Source organism: Microbacterium sp. CCNWLW134, assembly GCF_037083565.1.
Lineage (GTDB): Bacteria > Actinomycetota > Actinomycetes > Actinomycetales > Microbacteriaceae > Microbacterium.
Window position 1 is genome coordinate 80382 of record NZ_JBAOJU010000002.1, and the last position, 20492, is coordinate 100873.

Annotated in this window: 25 protein-coding genes; 6 read left to right on the forward strand and 19 right to left on the reverse strand. The window is 69.9% G+C overall.

Annotated features, from left to right (window positions below; translation table 11 throughout):
* Positions 1–11 precede the first annotated feature (11 nt).
* Both V6S02_RS10840 and V6S02_RS10845 read left to right on the forward strand, forming a co-directional pair.
* On the forward strand, positions 12–878 hold the full coding sequence (locus V6S02_RS10840; RefSeq protein WP_124291900.1) for an NAD(P)/FAD-dependent oxidoreductase: 867 nt from the start codon (positions 12–14) through the stop codon (positions 876–878).
* Between the two features lie 9 nt (positions 879–887).
* Complete coding sequence (locus V6S02_RS10845) at positions 888–1958, forward strand: hypothetical protein (protein ID WP_336400887.1); 1071 nt, start codon at positions 888–890, stop codon at positions 1956–1958.
* Positions 1959–1973: 15 nt separating this feature from the next.
* On the opposite strand, the gene V6S02_RS10850 is transcribed toward V6S02_RS10845, so the two are convergent.
* The 3 genes from V6S02_RS10850 to V6S02_RS10860 form a co-directional block, all read right to left on the reverse strand.
* Complete coding sequence (locus V6S02_RS10850; RefSeq protein ID WP_336400888.1) at positions 1974–3977, reverse strand: cytochrome c oxidase assembly protein; 2004 nt, start codon at positions 3975–3977, stop codon at positions 1974–1976.
* 105 nt (positions 3978–4082) lie between these two features.
* The gene (locus V6S02_RS10855; protein ID WP_124291903.1) at positions 4083–4370 is read right to left on the reverse strand and encodes an HU family DNA-binding protein; all 288 of its coding nucleotides are present in this window, start codon (positions 4368–4370) and stop codon (positions 4083–4085) included.
* 236 nt (positions 4371–4606) lie between these two features.
* Positions 4607–5689: an alpha/beta hydrolase gene (locus V6S02_RS10860; RefSeq protein ID WP_336400889.1), complete on the reverse strand. Its 1083-nt coding sequence runs from the start codon at positions 5687–5689 to the stop codon at positions 4607–4609.
* Between the two features lie 97 nt (positions 5690–5786).
* On the opposite strand from V6S02_RS10860, the gene V6S02_RS10865 reads away from it, so the two are divergent.
* Positions 5787–6659, forward strand: coding sequence for a potassium channel family protein (locus V6S02_RS10865; RefSeq protein ID WP_336400890.1), 873 nt, complete (start codon positions 5787–5789; stop codon positions 6657–6659).
* Between the two features lie 57 nt (positions 6660–6716).
* Here V6S02_RS10865 and rpsN read toward each other — a convergent pair whose 3' ends face one another.
* The 4 genes from rpsN to V6S02_RS10885 all read right to left on the reverse strand — a co-directional run bounded on the left by rpsN (position 6717) and on the right by V6S02_RS10885 (position 8952).
* Positions 6717–7022, reverse strand: a complete 306-nt coding sequence (gene rpsN / locus V6S02_RS10870) for a 30S ribosomal protein S14 (RefSeq protein WP_124291906.1) — start codon at positions 7020–7022, stop codon at positions 6717–6719.
* A 4-nt stretch (positions 7023–7026) separates the two neighbouring features.
* Positions 7027–7197, reverse strand: coding sequence for a 50S ribosomal protein L33 (rpmG, locus tag V6S02_RS10875; RefSeq protein ID WP_005051772.1), 171 nt, complete (start codon positions 7195–7197; stop codon positions 7027–7029).
* Entirely contained in the window at positions 7197–7433 is a 237-nt protein-coding gene (rpmB, locus tag V6S02_RS10880; RefSeq protein ID WP_124291907.1) for a 50S ribosomal protein L28, read from the reverse strand. Before rpmB ends, rpmG begins: the two co-directional genes overlap by 1 nt.
* A gap of 187 nt (positions 7434–7620) precedes the next feature.
* Positions 7621–8952, reverse strand: coding sequence for an HNH endonuclease (locus tag V6S02_RS10885; RefSeq protein WP_336400893.1), 1332 nt, complete (start codon positions 8950–8952; stop codon positions 7621–7623).
* Positions 8953–9071: 119 nt separating this feature from the next.
* Between V6S02_RS10885 and V6S02_RS10890 the strand changes: the two genes are divergently transcribed.
* Positions 9072–9368, forward strand: a complete 297-nt coding sequence (locus tag V6S02_RS10890) for a DUF4287 domain-containing protein (RefSeq protein ID WP_124291908.1) — start codon at positions 9072–9074, stop codon at positions 9366–9368.
* Between the two features lie 276 nt (positions 9369–9644).
* On the opposite strand, the gene V6S02_RS10895 is transcribed toward V6S02_RS10890, so the two are convergent.
* Genes V6S02_RS10895 through V6S02_RS10935 form a run of 9 tightly spaced genes read right to left on the reverse strand, consistent with a single transcriptional unit; the run spans position 9645 to position 18065 of the window.
* On the reverse strand, positions 9645–10394 hold the full coding sequence (locus V6S02_RS10895) for a DNA-3-methyladenine glycosylase (RefSeq protein ID WP_336400894.1): 750 nt from the start codon (positions 10392–10394) through the stop codon (positions 9645–9647).
* Positions 10391–11809 carry a hypothetical protein gene (locus tag V6S02_RS10900; RefSeq protein ID WP_336400895.1) on the reverse strand — a complete coding sequence of 473 codons (1419 nt, stop codon included), beginning with the start codon at positions 11807–11809 and terminating at the stop codon, positions 10391–10393. The genes V6S02_RS10895 and V6S02_RS10900 overlap by 4 nt, the downstream gene beginning before the upstream one ends.
* Positions 11799–12719: a TIGR03943 family putative permease subunit gene (locus tag V6S02_RS10905; RefSeq protein WP_336400896.1), complete on the reverse strand. Its 921-nt coding sequence runs from the start codon at positions 12717–12719 to the stop codon at positions 11799–11801. The genes V6S02_RS10900 and V6S02_RS10905 overlap by 11 nt, the downstream gene beginning before the upstream one ends.
* Positions 12712–13752, reverse strand: coding sequence for a permease (locus V6S02_RS10910; RefSeq protein WP_336400897.1), 1041 nt, complete (start codon positions 13750–13752; stop codon positions 12712–12714). Before V6S02_RS10910 ends, V6S02_RS10905 begins: the two co-directional genes overlap by 8 nt.
* Positions 13753–13792: 40 nt before the next feature.
* Positions 13793–14203 carry a Fur family transcriptional regulator gene (locus V6S02_RS10915; RefSeq protein WP_124291912.1) on the reverse strand — a complete coding sequence of 137 codons (411 nt, stop codon included), beginning with the start codon at positions 14201–14203 and terminating at the stop codon, positions 13793–13795.
* A gap of 2 nt (positions 14204–14205) precedes the next feature.
* Positions 14206–15114, reverse strand: a complete 909-nt coding sequence (locus V6S02_RS10920; protein WP_336400898.1) for a metal ABC transporter permease — start codon at positions 15112–15114, stop codon at positions 14206–14208.
* Entirely contained in the window at positions 15111–15929 is an 819-nt protein-coding gene (locus V6S02_RS10925) for a metal ABC transporter ATP-binding protein (protein WP_336400900.1), read from the reverse strand. Before V6S02_RS10925 ends, V6S02_RS10920 begins: the two co-directional genes overlap by 4 nt.
* Positions 15926–17014: a metal ABC transporter solute-binding protein, Zn/Mn family gene (locus V6S02_RS10930; RefSeq protein ID WP_336400901.1), complete on the reverse strand. Its 1089-nt coding sequence runs from the start codon at positions 17012–17014 to the stop codon at positions 15926–15928. The genes V6S02_RS10925 and V6S02_RS10930 overlap by 4 nt, the downstream gene beginning before the upstream one ends.
* A gap of 31 nt (positions 17015–17045) precedes the next feature.
* Entirely contained in the window at positions 17046–18065 is a 1020-nt protein-coding gene (locus tag V6S02_RS10935; RefSeq protein WP_336400902.1) for a GTP-binding protein, read from the reverse strand.
* A 96-nt stretch (positions 18066–18161) separates the two neighbouring features.
* Between V6S02_RS10935 and ykgO the strand changes: the two genes are divergently transcribed.
* On the forward strand, positions 18162–18284 hold the full coding sequence (gene ykgO, locus V6S02_RS10940) for a type B 50S ribosomal protein L36 (protein WP_124291916.1): 123 nt from the start codon (positions 18162–18164) through the stop codon (positions 18282–18284).
* 23 nt (positions 18285–18307) lie between these two features.
* Here ykgO and V6S02_RS10945 read toward each other — a convergent pair whose 3' ends face one another.
* From V6S02_RS10945 to V6S02_RS10955, 3 genes are read right to left on the reverse strand one after another with little or no spacing between them, the layout of a single operon-like run.
* Positions 18308–18460, reverse strand: coding sequence for a zinc transporter permease (locus V6S02_RS10945; RefSeq protein ID WP_124291917.1), 153 nt, complete (start codon positions 18458–18460; stop codon positions 18308–18310).
* Between the two features lie 10 nt (positions 18461–18470).
* Positions 18471–18818, reverse strand: a complete 348-nt coding sequence (locus V6S02_RS10950; RefSeq protein ID WP_336400903.1) for an ArsR/SmtB family transcription factor — start codon at positions 18816–18818, stop codon at positions 18471–18473.
* Positions 18819–18853: 35 nt separating this feature from the next.
* A complete protein-coding gene (locus tag V6S02_RS10955) occupies positions 18854–19537 on the reverse strand; it encodes a metal ABC transporter ATP-binding protein (protein WP_336400904.1) in 684 nt (227 codons plus the stop codon).
* 52 nt (positions 19538–19589) lie between these two features.
* Here V6S02_RS10955 and aztB point away from each other — a divergent pair, with 52 nt between their 5' ends.
* Complete coding sequence (gene aztB, locus V6S02_RS10960) at positions 19590–20474, forward strand: zinc ABC transporter permease AztB (protein WP_336400906.1); 885 nt, start codon at positions 19590–19592, stop codon at positions 20472–20474.
* The last annotated feature ends 18 nt before the right edge of the window (positions 20475–20492 follow it).

Below are 20492 nucleotides of genomic sequence, written 5' to 3' on the forward strand. Positions count from 1 at the left end.
GAGGAGGAACCATGATCGACGCGATCGTGATCGGCGGCGGACCCGCCGGCCTGCAGGCAGCTTTGACGCTGGGTCGGATGCATCGTGAGGTGCTGCTGTTCGACTCGGGCGAGTACCGCAACGGCACGGTCGACCACGCACAGAACCTCATCACGCACGACGGCCAAGCGCCCGCGGAGATCCGCCGGCTCGCGCGTGAGGAGCTCGCGGGCTACGCGACGGTGCAGGTCGTCGAGGCGACGGTGCACGCGGTCGAGGCTCGGGATGACGGCGGATTCGCCGCGATGACCGAGGACGGCGTCTTCGTCGCATCCGTCCTGATCCTCGCGACCGGCCTGCGCGACGAGCTGCCGCCGATTCCGGGGCTCGCCGAGGCGTGGGGGCGCGAGGTCGCGCACTGCCCGTTCTGCCATGGACATGAGCTCAGCGGCAAGCGCATCGGCATCCTCGGATCGGGGGCCCACGCGGCCACGCACCGGGCGATGCTCTCGCCGATCGGGTCGGAGGTCGTCGTGATCGACCCGGGCGAGGTGGCCGGCGTCGAGCGGACCGCCGACGGGCTGGTGCTGCGGCGGCGCGAGGGCGACGCCGTCGACGTCGGCGGACTCTTCGTCGCGCCGACGTCGACCCAGCGGTCGCCGTTCGCGGCGCAGCTGGGGCTTGCGACGCTGCCCTCGGGGGGCGTCGAGGTCGATGCCCTGGGCGGCACGAGCGTGTCAGGGGTGTTCGCTGCGGGCGACATGGCGCATACCGCGGCGATGCCCGGCCCGATGGCCTCGCTCGCCGTGGCGATCGCCGCCGGCCAGCTGGCCGCCGCAGCGGCCGTTCACCAGCTCGTCGCCCGCGAGATCGACGCGGAGCGGGGAACGGTTTCCTAGACTGGGCCCATGCAGCAGGGGGCGGCGGCGGGGGGCAGGCGTCGCTCGCGCTCGCGCCTGGCCACTGATCTGGCTGTGCTGGGGGTCATCGGCGCGCTCCTGATCGCCGCCTTCGTCGCGGCCGGCGCGACCCTGTACCGCGAGTTCTACAGCCCCGCCGCCTTCGTCGAGCGCTACCTGGGACTTCTCGCCGACGGGCATGCCGCCGAGGCTCTCGCCACCCCGGGGGTCTCGGTCGACATCGAGGCCCTCGAGGCGGCGGGACTGCCTCCCACTGCGTCGCAGGCGCTGCTGCGTCGCGACGCCCTCGCCGCCCTCGGCGGCGTGGAGATCGTCGGCGAGGAGACCGACCGCAGCGTCACCCGCGTGACCGCCGCCTACCGCGCCGGTCAGTTCGAGGGGACGACGACCTTCGAGGTCGAACGCGATGGATCGGTGGGTCCGCTCCCCACCTGGCGATTCGCCACGAGTCCCCTCGCGGTGATGCAGGTGGCCGTTCAGGGGTCGATGACCTTCGACGTCAACGGATTCTCGCTGGACAAGCGACAGGTCTCGCCCGACGGCGCGGAGGCCGACCCTTCGGCGCCGGTGTCGCTGCTGGTGTTCTCCCCCGGCATCTACTCCGTCTCGGTGGACACGGCGATCTCGAGCACGCCCGGGGTGGCCGTGGTGTCGGACAGCCCGTTCTCCTCGGTGCCGGTGTCGCTGCAGGCCCAGCCGACCGAGGAGTTCGTCTCGGTGGTGCAGGACCGTGTGGAGGAGTTCCTCACCGGGTGCGCCACCCAGGAGGTGCTCCAGCCGACCGGATGTCCTTTCGGCTACCGCGTGCAAGACCGCATCGTCTCGCCCCCGACCTGGTCGATCGCGCAGCAGCCCGCCATTCGCCTGGAGCCGGACGGGGCGAACTGGATGATTCCGCCGACCCCGGCCGTGGCGCGGATCGCCGTCGACATCCGCTCGCTCTTCGACGGACGCGTGGAGAGCACCGAGGAAGACGTGCCGTTCACGCTCGCGGGCAGCATCACGGTCGATCCCGAGGGGCGCGCCTCGATCTCGATCACGAGCTCGGAGACGCAGTGATCCCCGGCGGAACGGTCAGCGACTGACGCGGGCTCCGCGTTCGGCGCGCTCGGCGTCGCGCTGGGCGAGGGCGGCGAGCTGGGCGTTGTAGGCGTCGAGTTCGGCATCGCCCGTGCGATCGGCGTGGCGGTCGCTGCGCTTCTGGTCGCGGGCGTCGCTGCGGCTCCACTGGATCGCGACCGTGATGGCGAGGATGAGCGTCGGGAGCTCGCCGACCGACCAGGCGAGTCCGCCGCCGATGTACTGGTCCTCCAGCGGTGTGGGCCCCCAGGTGCGACCCATCGAGCCGAACCACTCGGCGACCATGAGGCCCGACTGCATCATCATGGCCACCCCGAAGAACGCGTGCATCGCCATGACGCCGATGAGCAGCAGCAGCCGGCCCGCGTACGGGAGGCGCCAGGGCACGGGGTCGATGCCGATGAGGGTGAGGGCGAAGAGGTATCCGGTGATGAGGAAGTGGGCGATCATCCACTCGTGGCCGAGGTGGTCGTAGAGCGACCAGCGGAAGAGGTCGGTGTAGTAGAACGCCCAGAGCGACCCGATGAAGAGCCCGGCGGCCACGAACGGATTCGTCAGCACGCGGGAGAACGGCGTGTGCACCGCCCAGAGGATCCACTCGCGGCCGCCGCGCGTACCGTCGTCGCGCTTGTGGATCGCCCGCGCCGCCAGGGTCACGGGGGCACCGGCGACGAGGAGGGCGGGAATGGCCATCGACAGCAGCATGTGGCCGAGCATGTGCACGCTGAACATGTAGTCCTGGTAGGCGTTGATCGGACCGCTCGTCACCCAGAAGAGCAGTACGATCCCGAGCACCCACAGCACCGTGCGGTACACCGGCCACCGGTCACCGCGGCGGGTGAGGCGCCACACACCCGCGAGGTAGAAGAACAGTCCGAAGCCGGCCGCGGTCGCCCAGAGCAGGTCGAGGTCCCACGCGGTCAGCCATCGATCGAGGGTGAACTCGGGCGGCAGCGGAGCACCCGTGAGGACTTCCGCCGGGGTGCGCACGGTCGGGAGGGCGGTGTCGACCGGAGGGGGCGTGCGGGCGAGCGCGGCGGCGGCGCCGCTGGCGATGCCCATGAACGCCAGTTCGACGGCGATGATCCCCCAGAAGCGACGGTGCGCGGCATCCGGAGTCCGATCCAGCCGTGAGATGGCGCCACGGCGGTACCAGGCGCCGAAGACCCCGATGGCGATGAGGGCGATGACCTTCACCCCCAGGATCGCGCCGTAGGGGCTGAAGAGGGCTTCGGGGGTGACCACGCCGATGGCCGCGCGGACGGTGCCCGAGAGGGCCACCACGAGGAACGCGGCCAGGGCGATGCTCGAGTAGCGGCTGAGGACGACGGTGAGGCGGGAGCGCTCGAGGACCGGTCGGAGGATGACGAGAAGCAGAAGGCCGCCGAGCCAGGCCGCCGCGGCGATGATGTGGAGCGCGAGGGCGACGACGGCGGAGTTGTGGTTCGCCTCTTCGCCGGAGTGCCCCTGCGTGGCCATCGGGATGAGCGCCGCGATCGCCGCGACGGCGACGAGCATCGTGGCGAGCCAGGAGCGCACCGCGAAGGTCAGGACCGTCAGAGCGGCGCCGGCGATGGTGGTGATCAGCCACGCCCGGCCGGGTTCGGTGTCGATGAGGAAGCGACCGAGCTGCGCGCCGAACTCGGCGCCGGCGTTGATGGCCGGGTTGAACGCGTCGACGAACGTGAGGAAGCCGGTGGCGGCGGCCGAGACGGTGAAGATCGCCGCCGAGACCGATGCGGTGTCGAGGGCGACATCGAACTCGCGTTCACCCGCGCGCAGGGCGAAGAGCGCCAGGACGAGGGCGCCGACCATGCCGGCGGCGGAGAGGTTGACGAGGAGCTTGGCGATGGGGAGGCCCCAGCGCGCGACGGGGCCGGGATCACCGATCAGCAGCGGGGCCGCTCCCCCGCCGAGGGCGAGTCCCGCGACCAGGGTGACGAGCGCCGCGGCGACCAGGATCACGGGCCCGGTGGCCCGCAGCGCGCGGGAGTTCACCCCACCAGCCTACGGGCGGGCGGTGGGCGCGGGCTGGGTGCGGGAATGCGGAAGGGGGATGCCGCGGTGTGCGACATCCCCCTTCCGATCAGCGTGCGACGGTGATTACTTGACCGCAGCCTTGAGCTTGGAGCCGGCGGTCACCTTGACGCGCTTGCCGGCGGGGATCTTGATCTCTTCACCCGTCTGGGGGTTGCGGCCGGTGCGAGCCGAGGTCTCGACCTGCTCGAAGGAGATCCATCCGGGGATGGAGACCTTGCTGCCCTTGGCCACCGCCTCCGACACCGTGGAGAAGAGCGAGTCGAGCACGCCGGACACGGCGGACTGGCTCTGACCCGTGGCGCTCGCGATGCTCGCGACGAGTTCGGTCTTGGTGATGGACTTGTCAGCCATGTGGATTGTCCTCCAGGGCGACCACAGGTCGCCTTCTGCTACGTGGACCGGGGCGGGGTTCGCCGCCGGCTGGTCGGACCGACCGGGGTCGAATATACCCACGGAACCGCGGAATTTCGCGGATTTCGGCTCCTGGCGGACGGAATGGGCGGCGTGTCGTCGGAACTGTGGTGCTGTTGTGACGCCTGAGGCGGTCTTCGGGGGCCTTTCGCGGGCACGCCGGGCGCCCGCCACGGTCACTGCCCGTGGAGTCGGCGGAGGGCCGCCACCACGTCGCCGTGCCATCGCCGAGCGGCGGGAAGCACGCCGGTGAAGATGGCGGTGTCGTGGGTGACGCCGAGATACTGCACCGCGCTGGCGTCGACGCCGGACTCGCGGAGCGCTGCGGCGTAGGCGGCACCATCACCCCGGAGCGGATCGAATTCGGCGGTGAGGATGACCGCGGGCGGCAGTCCTGCATGCGAGGCGGCGAGAAGGGGCGAGGCGAGGGGCTCGCGCGCCGTCCGCCGGTGGGGGAGGTAGGTCCGCGCGACCGACCGGAGCTCGCGCAGGGCGATGACGGTCGGAACACCCAGCGCCCGCGTCGCCCGGAGGTCGAGGTGCCGGCCCGTGAGGTCGAGGACCGGGACCTCGAGCACCTGGAGTCGGAGGGGCAGCGGATTGTCGCCGTCGCGGTTGATGAGGGTGACGGCTGCAGCGAGGTTCGCTCCCGCGGATGTGCCGAGGATACCGACGCGGTCCTCGTCGACGCCGAGCGCGGCCGCGTGGGCGAACAGCCAGCGCAGCACCGCGGCGCCCTGCTCGACGGCGACGGGATAGCGGTGCTCGGGGGCGAGGGCGTAGTCGACGGCGACGATGACGACGTCGGCGTCGGCGGCGCGGCGGCGGAACCCGGCGTCGGTGGTCGGGTAGTCGACGCCGCCGATGCGGAAGGCACCGCCGAAGAACGCCAGCACTGCGGGGAGCGGCGCCACGGCGGCATCCGCATCGGATGAGCGCGGGTCGTAGACACGCACGCGCACGGCGGGCCGGCCCGGAACCTCGACGGTGTGCTCGACGGTGCGGATGTCGGGGCCCGGGGTTCCGACGGTCTCGAGCTCGGTGCGGTCCCATTTCAGGGCCGCGCGGCGGTGCTTCGCCCGCGCGCGGGCGCGCGGGCCGGGCGACGCCTCGGCGCGCTTCCGAGGCGCGGGCGCGCTGGAGGGCGGCCCGAAGCGCCAGATCGCGGCCAGGCGCGTCTTCAGCCGAGAGACGGCCTGCCCGAAAAGGTACTTCCGGTGGACGCGAAGGCGGTCGGCGAAGACCGGGTCGAGTGGCACGGCGTTCCTTTCCCAGGGACACCTGAGTCTACGAGCGACGGATCCGGTGGGACCTCGGTCGGTGCCGGATCGGCGGGCATCGCCTACCGTGACCCGCATGACCTTCCCCGGTATCGTCGCCACCCTCGTCGGGATCATCCTGATCGTCACCGCGCTCTACGACGTCTTCCAGACGCTGCTCCGGCCGAGCGAGACCGGCCGGCTGACGCACCTCATCTTCCGACTGTCGTGGGCGATCGTGCCGAGTCGCCGTTTTCCGGCATCCGCGCCGCTGACCATCCTCGTCGTCATCGGGGTCTGGGTCGTGCTCATCACTTTCGGCTGGGCGCTGGTCTACCTGCCGCATATGCCGCACGGATTCGCCTACCAGAGTCTGGAACCGGCGGAGTTCGACCCGTTCGCCGAGTCGGTGACGATGTCGCTCGTCGCGCTCACCACCCTCGGGCTGGGTGACGTCGTGCCCGCTCAGCCGGTGTTGCGGCTGGTGTCTCCCCTGGAGGCCCTGATGGGATTCGCGCTGCTGTCGGCATCGGTCTCGTGGTTCATGCAGCTGTATCCGGCGCTTGCGCGCAGGCGCGCCTTCGGGCTGCAGATCGAGAGCCTTCGTCGTTCGCGGACCGCCGAGGAGATGGAGACGTTCAGCGATGAGCGCGCGGCGTCGATCATCGATCGGGTGACCGAGTCCCTCGCGGTGCTCACGGCCGATCTGGTGCAGAACTCCGAGATCTTCTACTTCGCCGACGAGTCGCGCCGGCTGTCGGCGCCGCAGGCGATGGAGTACGTGCTCGAGCTGCGTGACGTGGCGGAAGGGTCTCCGCGCGCAGCGGTGCGCAGTGCGGGTCGCGCCCTCGCCGTGATCGTGGACGAGCTCGCCGATCTGTTGAAGGCCCAGTACCCGCACGTGCGCGGGGAGTCGACCGATGAGGTGGTCACCGATGTCGCGGTGGCACACCGCCGGCTCGCCCGCTGAGGAACGGCGAAGGGCGGGAGCTCCGGAGAACTCCCGCCCTTCAGCGGCTGGCGTCTGTTACCAGGACGACTTCGTCACACCGGGCAGCTCGCCACGGTGAGCCATGTCGCGGAAGCGCACACGCGAGATGCCGAACTTGCGGAGGTTTCCGCGGGGACGGCCGTCGATCGCGTCGCGCTGACGCAGGCGAACCGGCGACGCGTTGCGGGGCAGCTTCTGCAGGCCCAGGCGGGCGGCTTCGCGCTCTTCGTCGGTGCTGGTGGGGCTGACGAGGGCCTTCTTCAGCTCGGCCCGCTTGGCCGCGTAGCGCTCGACGATCTCCTTGCGCTGGTTGTTGCGCGCGATCTTGCTCTTCTTGGCCATGAGATCAGCGCTCCTCTCGGAATTCGACGTGCTTGCGGATGACCGGGTCGTACTTCTTCAGCACGATGCGGTCGGGGTTGTTGCGGCGGTTCTTGCGCGTCACGTAGGTGTACCCCGTGCCGGCGGTCGAGCGCAGCTTGATGATCGGACGAACGTCCTGAGCCTTCTTCGCCATTAGAGCTTCACACCCTTCGCGATGAGGTCCTTCACGACCGACTCGATGCCGCGGACGTCAATGACCTTGATGCCCTTGGCCGACACGTTCAGCGTGATCTTCCGACCGAGCGAGGGAACATAGTAGGTCTTCTTCTGCACGTTCGGGTCGAAGCGGCGCTTCGTCCGGCGGTGCGAGTGCGAGATGTTGTGACCGAAGCCGGGAACCGCTCCAGTCACCTGGCACACTGCTGCCATGGTGATGTCTCCTTCTGTACCGTGACACCGGACGGTGCCACCCAAGATCCCTTGTCTGCACCCCGTTTCGGGCGCGACCGTGGGCCGGCATCGAAGGAGGGGTACGAACTGCACGCTGGAGTGCGCGCAGACAAACCTCGATGGTACCGGATGCGGCGGGCCCGGCCTAATCGGGGTGCTCGAGGGGTCAGGCGGTCAGGCGGTAGCGGGCTCGCCCGGCCAGTCTCGGCCTTCGCTGTGGATCGATCCAGGGTGGGGGCACGAGGTGCACGCGACCATCGATCCCCGCACCGTCGACGGTGATCTCCCACCCGTCGGAGTGCAGCCGATGGTGACAGCCGGTGCACAGGAGGGCCCCGTTGGCCAGATCCGTCCTGCCCCCGTCCCTGTCCCACCAGGATATGTGGTGCACATGGCACCACATCGGCGGGGCACCGCAGTCGATGCATCCTCCATCGCGCTCGGCGATGGCGAGCTTCTGGGCCGTGGTGAACAGTCGGCGGGCGCGACCCCAGTCGAGGATCTCGCTTTCACCGCCGAGCACGCAGGGGATGACCTGCTGATCGGCGGCCAGTCGGCGGATCATCCCTGCGGGCACGGGCTGCGCGATTCCGTCGATCGTCGCCGTGCCGAGGCGGTTTTCGAGCGCCTCGAGATCCATGCGGATCACGACGGTCGCCGACGGAGCGGTCGGAACCCGGTCGCATCCGATGGCGTGCCGGCAGATGTCGGCGAGGGCATCGGCGTTCATCTGTTTCACCGACCGGGTGTCGCGGTCATCGTCGGGGGAGTGCTCGTTCCGCCGGAGACTCGCGCCCACGAGCGACTCGATCGCTGCCTTCACCGGCGCTCCGGTCTCGACGTCGAGCTTCGCCGAGATGACCAGCATCCCGTCGCGCTCCTGGATCACGAGCGTCCGTGCGCCCCGCAGCTCCTCATGACGCGGGGCGACACCGTCGGGATCGAGGTGCGCCTCCACGCGCGCGAGCAGCTTGGTCAACTCGTCGGGGCGCAGCCCCGGCGCCAGGTCGCAGAGCTGCCGCTCGGCGTCCTCGAGCCGTGCGGAGTCGACCCGCAGCGCCAGCTTCGTCAACAGGGTCACGATCGACGCGGCGGCCGTCATCCCCATCCGTCCGGCGGATACCGCAGCTGCCACGTGCGGATGCCTGGCCGGGAGCTGCTCACCGCCCAGGGTGGCACGGGGTGCCGTCGCCTCGCCGACCTGGATCATCCGCAGGGACTCACCGACGCTCGTGCCGGTCGTCGTCGAGATGAGGACCGCGGGTGACGAGAAGCCCTGCCTCTTCGCCAACGAGTCTCTCCCGAGCTCGGCGCGCGATTGCCGAGCGACCTCCGCCGCGACGCCGGCGTATACCGCGTCGACGTGCCTCTTCAACGACCCGAAAGCGTTGGTCACCGCGATCAACTCCGACGGAGTGAGCGCCGATGGCATGCGGTCGCCACCCGCGAGCGCCAGCGCCTCGAGCGCCTGGGCGATCCCCGCAAGTGGTGACGTCATGGCCCGATGTTAGTACAGATGTACGAGTGTTGCAAGACTTGATTGCGAAGTTTTCTTCGATATGCTGATGTTGTCGCACACGGCGGCGCATCGACAGAATGAACGGCAAGGAGAGCAGAATGTCCTTCCAGGCCTATCTCGACACCATCGAACGCAAGACGGGTCTCACCCCTCGACAACTCGTCGACATCGCCCGCGAGCGAGGACTCGATGCACCCGGCGTGAAGGCGACCGAGATCATCGAGTGGCTGAAGTCCGATTACGACCTGGGGCGCGGTCATGCCATGGCGATGGTCCACGTCATCACCAAGGGCGATCGAATCGACCCGAAGCACGTCGGTTCGGGTGGCACGCACGCCGACGCGGGCGACCGTCTCTGGCTCGACGGCATCGCGACCAAGCCCGAAGGGTTCTGAGGTCGCGTTCGGCTTCGGAGGTCGCTCCAGGTCTGAGTTCGAGGTCTGAGGTCGAGGTCGAGGCCTGAGTTCGAGGTCTGAGGTCGAGGTCGAGGCCTGAGTTCGAGGTCTGAGTTCGAGGTCTGAGTTCGAGGTCTGAGTTCGAGGCCGAGGTCTGAGGTGTGAGTTCGAGTTCGAGTTCGAATTCGAGGTCGAGGTCGAGGTCTGAGGTCGAGTTGGAGGATGAACACCGCGACAGCCGAGCGCACGGGATACCGCCGTCGGTCGTCGTGCCGCTCAGATGTCGCGGCTGCCGGCCTCGCGGGCACCCCGTCCCCACCGGAAGGCCGACACCGTCGGGTCGCCGTCGATCCAGAAACGCCACGGGAACACGGCGGTTCCCGCAACTCCTGCGACACCGACCCGCGGCCCCGCGACCGTCTCCGGAAGAGGTTCATCAGAGAGGAGGAGTCTCGCCACCGCTCCCGCGCGCGGCTCGGAGGTGATCGCGTCGATTCCATCGTGAATCGGATGGCGCAGGCCGACCGCCTGCCCCAATCGGCCGGGCCCGCGAGCGAGGTCACGATCCGGGAGGGTGAGACGAGGAGAATCACCGCCGGTGGGAAGCGGCACGCGGGTGGCGGTGCGACGGCGGGCCGCGGCATCCTTCCCGCTCACGACCTCTCCCGCGCGGAGGAGGATTCCACCGGCGATGCCCTCGGGGCCGCACACGACGTTCACGCACGAATGGATCCCGTGACTGAGGTAGACGTAGAGGTGGCCGGGCTCGCCCCACATGGTGGCGTTGCGCGCGGTCGGCCCCATCCGGGCGTGCGACCCGGGATCGGGCACCGGGCCCGTGCCCCGACCGTGGTAGGCCTCGACCTCGGTGAGGCGGACGGCGACGGTCTCTCCGTCGACGCTCACCTCGAGGATTCCTCCGAGCAGCCGCGGCGCGACGTCGACGGGCAGACCCGTCACGTCGGCGCGGGAGGCCGGGCGGAGCCCCGAGCCGGCCCCGACAGGCTGATCGGGGATCGAACTCACCGCGGGGGCACCTGACACCACGAGATGTCGAAGCCCTGCAGCGAGACGACCTGCGTACCGTCGTCGATCTCGATGATGCGGGTCTGCAGCCGTTCGGGAAGCGGCAAGCGGTAGTCGTCGTACGCGTTCTGCGCCGCGGCCGGTGCGACGAGCACCGCGAGGTAGCGCGCGCTCGGCGATACGCAGGTCTGCACGACGGCGTCCTCCGCGCCGATCTCGGTCAGGGCGCTGGTGGCCCCGTCAGCTCCGACCCGCACGACGGCGGTCGATCCGGTCGGACTGCCGTCGCTGCCGAACACCGCGGCGGAGCGGATCGTCCCGCCATCCGGCATGGGCGTGATCGTGGTGACCGTCCCGAGGTCGGTATCGGGAACACCGAGCGGCTCTTCCGAGGCATCCGTCAGATCGATCACCGCCGGCCCGTCCGCGCGCTCGACAACCGCTTCTGACGAGCCGCGCGCGATCCCGCTGATCGACAACGCCGTCCCGAGCGCCGTCGAATCCGCACCGTCGGCGCCCGTCAGGAGAAGCTGCCCATCAAACGAGAGGAGCAGGATGCTGTCGGTGTCGGGCACGAACCGCCACTCCGCGATGCGGGGGTCGGCGCCCTCGATCGCGATCTCGGTGGGTTCGACCTCGGCGGCGCCCCGGGCGAGCGATGCCGTGTACAGGCGGCTCTCCTGGGCGCCTTCGGCGCTGACATCCTCATCGGTGTACAGGTAACCGACCACTTCGCCGCGGTCGGCGCTCTGCAGATTCGTGACGAACCCGTCGCCGGGCAGCGGAAGGCTGCGTTCGTCGCCGCCGTCCAGATCCGTCACGATCAGCTCGGCCGATCCGTCGTCGTCGAGCACCGACATCACCAGGTGCCGCGAGGTCGCGCGGAAGTCCTCGATGTGCGGGTGGGTGAACACCGCCTCGGCATCGTCGCCGGTGAGATCGGTGCGGAACACCGTGTCGCCGCCATTCCCGCGCTGCAGCAGGAAGACCTCCGCGCGCGGCGTGCGGAACGTCTCGGTGACCTCGGTGGCGGGTCCTCCGCCTGCCGCGGCCAGCCCCTCGATGGTGATCGTGTACTCGGTGTCATCCCGCAGCGGCAGCCCGAAGCGCACGCCGAGGTTCCGCCCCGAGGTGTCGACCGCGAAGGGGACCTCGGGGGTGATGCTGACCTGGTCGGCTGTCACCTCGGCCAGCGGCAGCGAGGTCGAGACGATCAACCGACCTCCGGAGGCCGCAGCGGCAGCCTCGGGGTCGACATCGACCGCCGTCACCCGTGGCCCCTGGAGAGTGCTCACAGCGGCACCCGCGAGACCCAGGGCGCCCAGAAGCGCGGCGACGATGAGGAAGGGCAGCACGAACGCGCGACGAGGCGTGGGCCGCGCACGCGCCGACGAGCGCGCGCGGTCAGTACTCATACGGGTCCTCGGGCTCGTCGATCAGCTCGACCGTCGCCGCATCGATGAACAGTCGTCCATCGGAGTTGGCGCGCACCATGCCGTCGACCGTGACCCACTGCCCGGTCTCGGCGTCGGCGGAGGCCTCGTTCTCGCCGACCGCGACAGGGATGCTGGCCGACTGGGCGTCGATGACGCAGTGGGTGATCACCAGGCGCGACAGCGCGAATCCGCCGCCGTCCCCGGGCGTGACGAATCCGGTCAGCGTCACCGGATCGCCGTCGAACGCCTCGGGGTTCGTCGCGGTGGCGAAGACCGCCGACCACTCCCCGACGCCGAACGAGGCGGTGTCGCCGGTCCGGGCGAGGGTGACCACATCGGTTCCGCCGAAGAGGGGCGGCGCCCCGACGTCGCGCGAGATCGCGAGTTCGGCCGACAGGGAGCGCGGGGGGAGGACGAGTGTCAGCAGCACGACCGCCGTCGCGAGGACCGCCCCGGTCCCGGTCGCGATCATCCCGAGGGAGCGACGGCGGGACGCGCGCGATGCACGGGAGGGACGAGGACGGGATGCCGCGGTACGCGCCTGCGCACGCGTCGCGACCCGGGTGACGACGTGCGCCCCGTGGTCGAGGGAGTGGCGGACGTCGGGATCGGTCGCATGCCCGTTCCCGTGCTCGTGCCCCTGGTGGTGTCCCTCACCACCGTCACCGTGATCGTGCCCGTGGTCGTCTTCGGCGCCGACCGGGAGAAGGAAGCTCAACACCGCGCCGATCAGCACGAGAACCGACATCGACACCGCGAACCACGACGATTCGGGGTTGATGTAGAGACCCAGCCGCCCGGTGAGGGCGAGCGAGACGGTGATGACGGCGAGGATCGCGGCAAGGCCCACACCGAGCCAGCGCGTGAGGAGGGCGGAACGCTCAGGCAAACAGGTTCACCCCCGTCCCGATCGCGAAGGCGGCGAGGAGCACCACGACGACGACACCTGCCAGCGCTCGGGTGGTGAAGGTGGTGCGCATGAGGGCGAGCATCTTGACGTCGACGAGGGGTCCGACGAGGAGGAACGCCACCAATGACCCTGGCGTGAACGTCGAGGCGAACGACAGCGCGAAGAACGAGTCGACGTTCGAGCAGATCGACACCACCATCGCCAAGGCGATCATCGCGACGATCGACAGCGCCGGGTTCGACCCGATCGCCAACAGGACGTCTCGCGGGATCAGCACCTGCACGGCTCCGGCGATTGCCGACCCGATGATGAGTGCCGGCATCACGGCCCGCAGCTCGATCACGAACTGCGCGAGACTGCGACGCCCGCGCTCGTTGAGGGCACCGGCCGACCCGGCCTCGACCGGACCGCGCGCCAGCTGCAGCGCGCAGGTGTCGCGGAAGCGGTCGGTGAGGAGCGCGTCGGGGTCGGGATGACGGCTGTAGAGCCACCCGATGAGGTTCGCGATGAGATACCCGCCGATGAGTCGGACGATCAGGATCCCGTCGTCGAAGCCGAACGCGGCGTGGGTGGTGATGATGACGATCGGGTTCACGATCGGCGCGGCGATGAGGAACGTCATCGTCTCGGACACGCTGAACCCGCGCATCAAGAGACCCCGGGCGAACGGGACGTTGCCGCATTCGCAGACCGGGATCAGCATGCCGAGGAGGGAGAGGACGGCCCGACGCGCCCAGGCTCGCCGCGGCATCCATCTTTCGATCAGTCCCGGCGGCACCCACACCTGCACCGCGATCGAGAGCACGACGCCGAGGACGACGAAGGGAAGCGACTCGATCAGCACGCTGACGGCGAGCGTGAGCCCGTCCTGCGCGCGGGTGGGCAGCGGGTCGGGGAAGATCGCAGGGGCGAGAGCGTCGATGAGGAAGAGCCCGACGATGACCGCGGCACCGATGCCGAGGGCGACCAGCGCACGTGCGGACGACGACGGCCGCGGCCCCTCCGGGGTCACGGTGCGATCGCGGCGCCCGGGGGCGACGCGGGGGGCCGCATCAGTCCGTGTCACGCTCACCGGCTCCGGCCGTGCAGGCGGAGCAGTATCCGAAGATGTCGACGATGTGCTCGGCCTGACTGAACCCGTGGGCGGCCGCGGTGCGCCGCGCCCAGTCCTCGACATCCGTCGCTTCGATCTCGACGGTCACGCCGCAGTTGCGGCAGATCAGGTGGTGGTGGTGACCGGTCGACACGCAGGCCCGGTAGAGGCTCTCGCCTTCGGGGCTCTGCAGCGAATCGGCCTGGCCATTCGCGGCGAGCCCGGCCAGTGCCCGATACACCGTCGCCAGCCCGATACCGGTGTTCTCGTCGCGGAGGGTGGCGTGCAGCGACTGAGCGCTGACGAAGCCGCGGGCGTCGGCGAGGGCTTCGCGCACGCGTTCGCGCTGCCACGTGTTCCGCTGGGCCATGGTCAGGAGTTTACCGAGCCGCCCTGAACCACCGCTGGACGCCCCTCTCCCCCGCGCTCACGGGTCACCCGGCCCTGGCGCGCACTGATCGCACGGCACACCAGATAGATCACGAACGAGATCGTGGTGATGTAGGGGCTCACCGGAAGCGTGCCGGCGATGGCGAGAAGGATGCCGCCCACCGCGGACACGAAGCCGAAGGTCGCCGCCAGCAGCGGCACCGAGAGGGGCCCGTGGGCCACGCGCATCGCCGCGGCGGCCGGTGTCACCAGCAGCGCCATGACCAGGAGGGCGCCGATGATGTGCACGGCGACGGCGACGATGAGGCCGAGCAGGAGCATGAACAGCAGCGACACTGCGGTCGTGGGCACGCCGCGCGCCGCTGCTGACTGCGGGTCGAGGGAGTCGAACCGCAGAGGCCGCCAGATCACCAGCATCCCGAGCAGCACGACTGCGCTGATGCCGATCAGCCAGCCGAGCTGGCCGGTCTGCACCGACACGATCTGCCCGGTCAGCAGGCTGAAGCGGTTGGCACTGCGCCCGTCGTAGAGGGAGAGGAACAGGATGCCCAGGCCGAGGCCGAACGGCATCAGGACGCCGATGATCGAGTTGCGGTCTCGGGCGCGAGCGCCGAGCCAACCGATCAGGGCAGCGGCGATGAGAGATCCGAAGATCGAGCCGGTCACGACGTCGACGCCGATGAGGAGCGCCGCTGCGGCGCCGGCGAAGGAGAGCTCGCTGATGCCGTGCACGGCGAAGGCCATGTCGCGCTGCATGACGAAGACGCCGACGAGACCGCCGACCAGGCCCAGCGCGGCACCCGCCCAGACGGCGTTGGAGACGAGTCCGAGCAGCTGGCCGTAGACCGGAAGGCCACCGAACATGGCCTCCCAGATGGCGTCCCAGCTCACGAGTGGTCCTCGTCGTGGTGGTGATGGTGGGTTTCCTCCGCGTCCGGCGCGCCGACCACGACGAGCCGGTCGCCCGCCCGCAGGACGAAGACGGGCGTGCCGTACAGCTCGGTGAGGACGTCGGAGCGCAGCACCTCGTCGGGGCTGCCCAGGGTGAACCGTCCGCCGGCGATGTAGAGGATCCGGTCGACCTTGCCCAGCAGCGGGTTGACGTCGTGCGTGACGAGGAGCACCGCGGCGTTGCGCTCGCGGCGATGCCGGTCGATCAGATCAACGACGGCTCTCTGGTTCGCCAGGTCGAGACTCGTCAGCGGCTCGTCGCAGAGGAGAAGCTTCGGCTCGTCGGCGAGGGCCTGCCCGATGCGGAGGCGCTGCTGCTCCCCCCCGGAGAGCACTCCGACCGGGCGATCGGCGAACGCTCGCGCCCCCACCTCGTCGATCAACTTCTCCACCCGCGCGGCGTCGCGGCGTCGCGGGATCGGCAGTCCGAAGCGGTGGCCGTTGACTCCGAGGGCGACGACGTCGCGGCCCCGCAGGGCGACGTCGCGCGGCAGCGGCCGCGACTGCGGGATGTAGCCGATACGGCGGTTGCCCCCGGGGCGCACCGGCTCACCGAGCACCGAGATCGCGCCCGAGCTCAGCGACTGCAGGCCCAGGATCGCCTGCAGCAAAGTCGTCTTCCCCGACCCGCTCGGGCCGAGCACGGCGATGAGCTCACCGGGCGCGACGGAGAGGTCGAGCCCCGCCCACAGCTCGCGGCCCGATCGCCGCAGCGCGGCATCCCGGATCTCGAGCGCAGGCGCGGTGGCCGTCACTCCGCCAGAGCGTCGCTGAGCGCTGCGATGTTCGCCTGCATCCACGAGATGTAAGTCTCCCCCTCAGGGAGCGTTTCCGAAAACGCGATGACCGGGATGCCGAGAGTCTCGGCTTCTCCGACGACCTGCTCGGTCTCGGCTCCGCCCGTCTGGGTGTTGGTGATGACGACGCGCACATCGTCGGCGCGGAGCAGGTCGAGCGACTCGAGGAGTGTGGCGGGCGGAACATCCTGTCCCTCTTCCACCGCCTCGCTGAAAGCATCGGGGGTGACATTCTCGAGACCCGCTTCGGCCGCGAGGTAGACCGGCACCGGCTCGGTCACGAACACCCGCACGCCGTCGTTCGCGGAAGCGAGCTCGCTGAGCGAGTCTTCCAGGGCGTCGATCTCGGCGGTGAAAGCGTCGAGGTTCGCGGCGAAGACGTCGGCGTCGTCGGGGCGGAGCTCGGTGAGCTCGTCGGCGATCGTCTCGGCGACGTAGGCGATGGTGTGCGGGTCGTACCACACGTGCTCATTGAAGCCCTCGATGTGGTCGTGGCCGTGGCTGTGCTCGTCGCCCTCGGCGTGGGCTTCACCCTCGGCGTGGGCTTCGCCCTCGGCGTGCGCGTGTTCCTCCTCCGCGGCCACCGCTGCATCCTCACCGGCCGTCGCGTCCTCGGAGTGTTCTTCGTCGCTGTGCTCTTCCCCGCCGGGGTAGTCGTGTGAGAACTCGACGGCCGTGATCACGTGGGCCTCGCTGCCGCTGGACTCGATGAGCGCGTCGATGAACGAGTCGTAGCCGCCGCCGTTCTCGACGATGAGCTCGGCATTCGAGATGGCGAGCGTGTCCTGAGCGCTCGGCTCGTAGGAGTGCGGATCCTGAGCCGCCGAGGTGACGATCGAGGTCACCTCGACCGCGTCGCCGCCGAGCTGTTCGACGATCTGCCCGTAGACATTGGTCGATGCAACGACCTGGAGGGCATCGCCGGCGGGTGTGGCATCGGCGCCGCTCGAGGATGAGGACGCGGAGGTGGTGGCGCAGCCGGCGAGTGCCAGAGCGGATGCTGCGGTGAAGGCGAGGGCGGTGATGGTTCGGGTCGCACGCATGCCCCCCATTGTAGCGGAGTGATAATCGTTATCAGTCACGCTCCTTCGCCTCCCAGGCCACCCACTGCGGCAGAGGATCGTCGTAGGCCCGCCATGCCTCCGGTCCCGCCGCGAACTCGTCATCGGTCAGCGCCGCATCGTCGAGCAGTGCCACGACGGCGCGCACATCGAGATCCCAGCCCGTGATGGCGATCTCCTGGCCGATTGCCGACAGGCTGTCATCCGGAGGGATCGGATCCATCCACATCGCCGAGCCCGCCTGCTCCCACCGGGCCAAGAGCGTCGGCCGGGTGGCGAGACGACAGAAGCCCATCGACCGGATGACGGTGCCCCAGCGCCTCGAATCGATCTCGTCGAGCGACCGCACCAGCCGTCGCGGGTGGAACGGGCGCAACTGCTCGTACCGGAACGTCGTGACCCGCCGGTCGGTCATGTACGGGTCGTGCTTCCGGTCGAGCGCGCGCACCCATCCCGCTCGCTCGTACCGGCCCGCCCCGTCGGACACCGCGTCGCCGAGTGCTCGAAGATCGTCGGAGAGCTGACGACTGAGCCGGATGCGCGCCATCGGGCTCAGGTGCGAGGCAAGCGACATCAGCAGCGAAAGGGTGGGGGTGTCGCACACCTCCCACCCGACGAACGCGACCACGTCGGCGAGCTCGATGAGAGCGGCGGCCTGCCGCGCCCACGCGCCGGTGTCACCCCGATCGTCGCCGTCCGCCGCACCGGCGACCAGAGCCTCGTCACTGGCGAGGTCATTGAGGAGGTGGGCGGCGTCGACGACGCAGATGATGCCGAACAGGGGAACGCCGTCGATCTCGGCGCCCGCCAGGTGGGCCGCGTCCACATCGGTCGCCGCATCGATGACGACCGCACGCCCCCGCGGCGCATCGGCCGTGGCGTGATCGAGAACGAGACCCTGCCCATGCCGGCGCCCGCCGGTCGCGCCGACGACGCGCCGCTCGATGAGCTCAGCCAGGCGCTGCGCATATCGACGACGCTCTGGAGCGCACACTCCGACGACCAGAATCGAACCCGAATCCACATCCGCCACCTCGGACCCCTCTCCGCCGGCCGCCGTCGCTTTGACGATCGACCCGCGGTGAGCCTAGCCTGTTATTGATAACTATTCTCAATAAGAGGAGGGCCCGTGAAGGTTCGCGCATCTCTGAAGTCTCTGAAGAGTCAGCCCGGTGCACAGGTGGTGCGCCGGCGAGGCCGCGTGTTCGTGATCAACAAGCTCAATCCGCGGTTCAAGGGCCGTCAGGGCTGACCCTCGCCGCCGCGCGGCGGCGATCAGTGCTCGTCGTAGTGGTCGCCGTGCAGCGCGTGCTTGTGGCCGTCGTGGACGAAATCCACGTGGTCGCCGTGCGGCACGGCCTCGTGTCCACAGTCGGAACCGTGCTCGTGCTCGGCCAGGGAGTGCTCGGCGTGGGTTTCCGTGCTCATGGATCGCTCCTTATCGTGGTGATTTCTCCCGGGGGCTCTCTTCGAGAGCGTGGGCGATCGCGTCGTCGACGACGTTCGCGATGTGGTGATCGGCGAGCTGGTACGTCGCCTCGCGGCCGGCGCGCGACACCGTCACGATGCCCGCCTGTCGAAGCGTGCGCAGGTGTTGCGAGACCAGCGGCTGCGTCAGCCCGCTGCGCGACGCGAGTTCGGTCACGCCCGTCGCCTCGGCAGCCAGCAGGCGCAGCAGGCGCAGCCTCGACGTCGACCCCAGCACCTTGAACAGCGCTGCGGTGGCCTCAAGACCGGCATCCGTCTCCACGAACTCGAGCTCATCGGATACATAAGAAGATTGCAATGCATTTATGCAATCGGGAATGATTCTCGCTGCGGTCAGGATGCGGGCGTTCGCCCCATCGCCCTCAGGCGACCCGCATCGAGCCGAAGCGTTCGATCGGCGAGCGCGAGCACGGAGTGCTCATGCGACACGCAGACGACGGCGACACCGGAACGCGCCGACTCCCGGAGGGTCGCACGGATGCACGCGGCGCTGTCGGCGTCGAGCCCCGTGGTCGGCTCATCCAGGAGCAGGAGCTCCGGTGTGCGCACCAGCGCCTGGGCCAGCAGCGCCCGCTGACGCTGGCCCCCCGACACCTCTGCGAAGGACCGGGTCGCGAGATCGGCGATACCCAGCTGGTCGAGCACTGCCGCAACCCTCCAGCGGCGGGGGGCTCGCGCTGTCCGGCTCGGCACACCCAGAGAGACCACGTCTCCGACGGTGATCGGAAGCAGGGGCGACACCGCGACCAGCTGGGGGACGTAGGCCAGCGAGGCCGTCACCTCCCGCGTTCCCCGCGTCGGCTGCCGCACACCCGCGAGCACCTCCAGGAGCGTCGACTTGCCCGCGCCGTTCGGTCCCGCGATGGTCATGATCTCGCCGCGCACGACCTCGATGCTGACGTCGGACAGGGCGGAGCGGCCCGCGAACTCGACGCCGATCCGACTCAGGCGAACAATCGGAGACGGCGAGGCGGGGGCGCCTCGCGGGCGAGCGCGGCGCGTCACGAGGTTCAGCATCCGGCATCCTTTCGATTTTGAGAATCATTCTCATCAAGCCTACGGTGGGCTCGTGCCCGCTCTGATCGACGCCCTCTTCGCGCCCTTCGCGCTCGAGTTCGTGCAGCGGGCCTTCCTCGGCGGAGCGCTCGTCGCGGTGCTCTGCGGAGTCGTGGGCACCTGGGTCGTCATCCGCGGCATGGCCTTCCTCGGCGAAGCGCTGGGGCACGGGATGCTTCCCGGGGTCGCCCTCGCCACCGTTCTCGGCATCCCCGTGCTCGTGGGCGGGGCCATCGGCGCGACCGCCATGAGCGTCGGCGTGGCGGCCCTGCAGCGTCGGGGACGCCTGTCGTACGACACCAGCATCGGCCTGCTGTTCGTCGCGATGCTGTCGCTGGGTGTCATCGTCATCTCGTTCTCGGGAAACGTCGCCACCGACGCCACCGCCATCCTCTTCGGAGACATCCTTGCCATCTCCGCCGGCGACCTCGTCGTGCTCGCCGCCGCGTGCGGGATCGGCGTCCTGGTGGCCGCCCTCGCCCATCGCCGGTTCGTGGCCCTCGCGCTCGACACACGGATCGCGACCGTGCTGGGCTATCGTCCCCGTCTCGCCCAGGCGGTCCTCGTGGGGCTCGTCACCCTCGCCGTCGTCGCCTCGTACCAGGCTGTCGGATCGCTGCTGGTCGTCGGTCTCCTGCTCGCGCCTGCGGTGGCCGCCGGCGGGTGGACAGCGCGGATTCCGAGCCGGATGCTGCTGGCCGCCGCCTTCGGAATCGCGGCCGTGTTCACGGGCCTTCTCGCCTCGTGGCACTTCGCCTCCGCTGCCGGAGCGTCGGTCGCCGCGGCGGCCATCGCCCTGGCCGGGGGGTCGACCCTGATCCGCGCCGCTGTCGGCGCTCGCGGACGTCGGCGGCGCGGAGCGCCTGAGGGGCGCACGCCCGCGCCCGCCGTCGCCTGACCCGTCCATCCCCCTCTC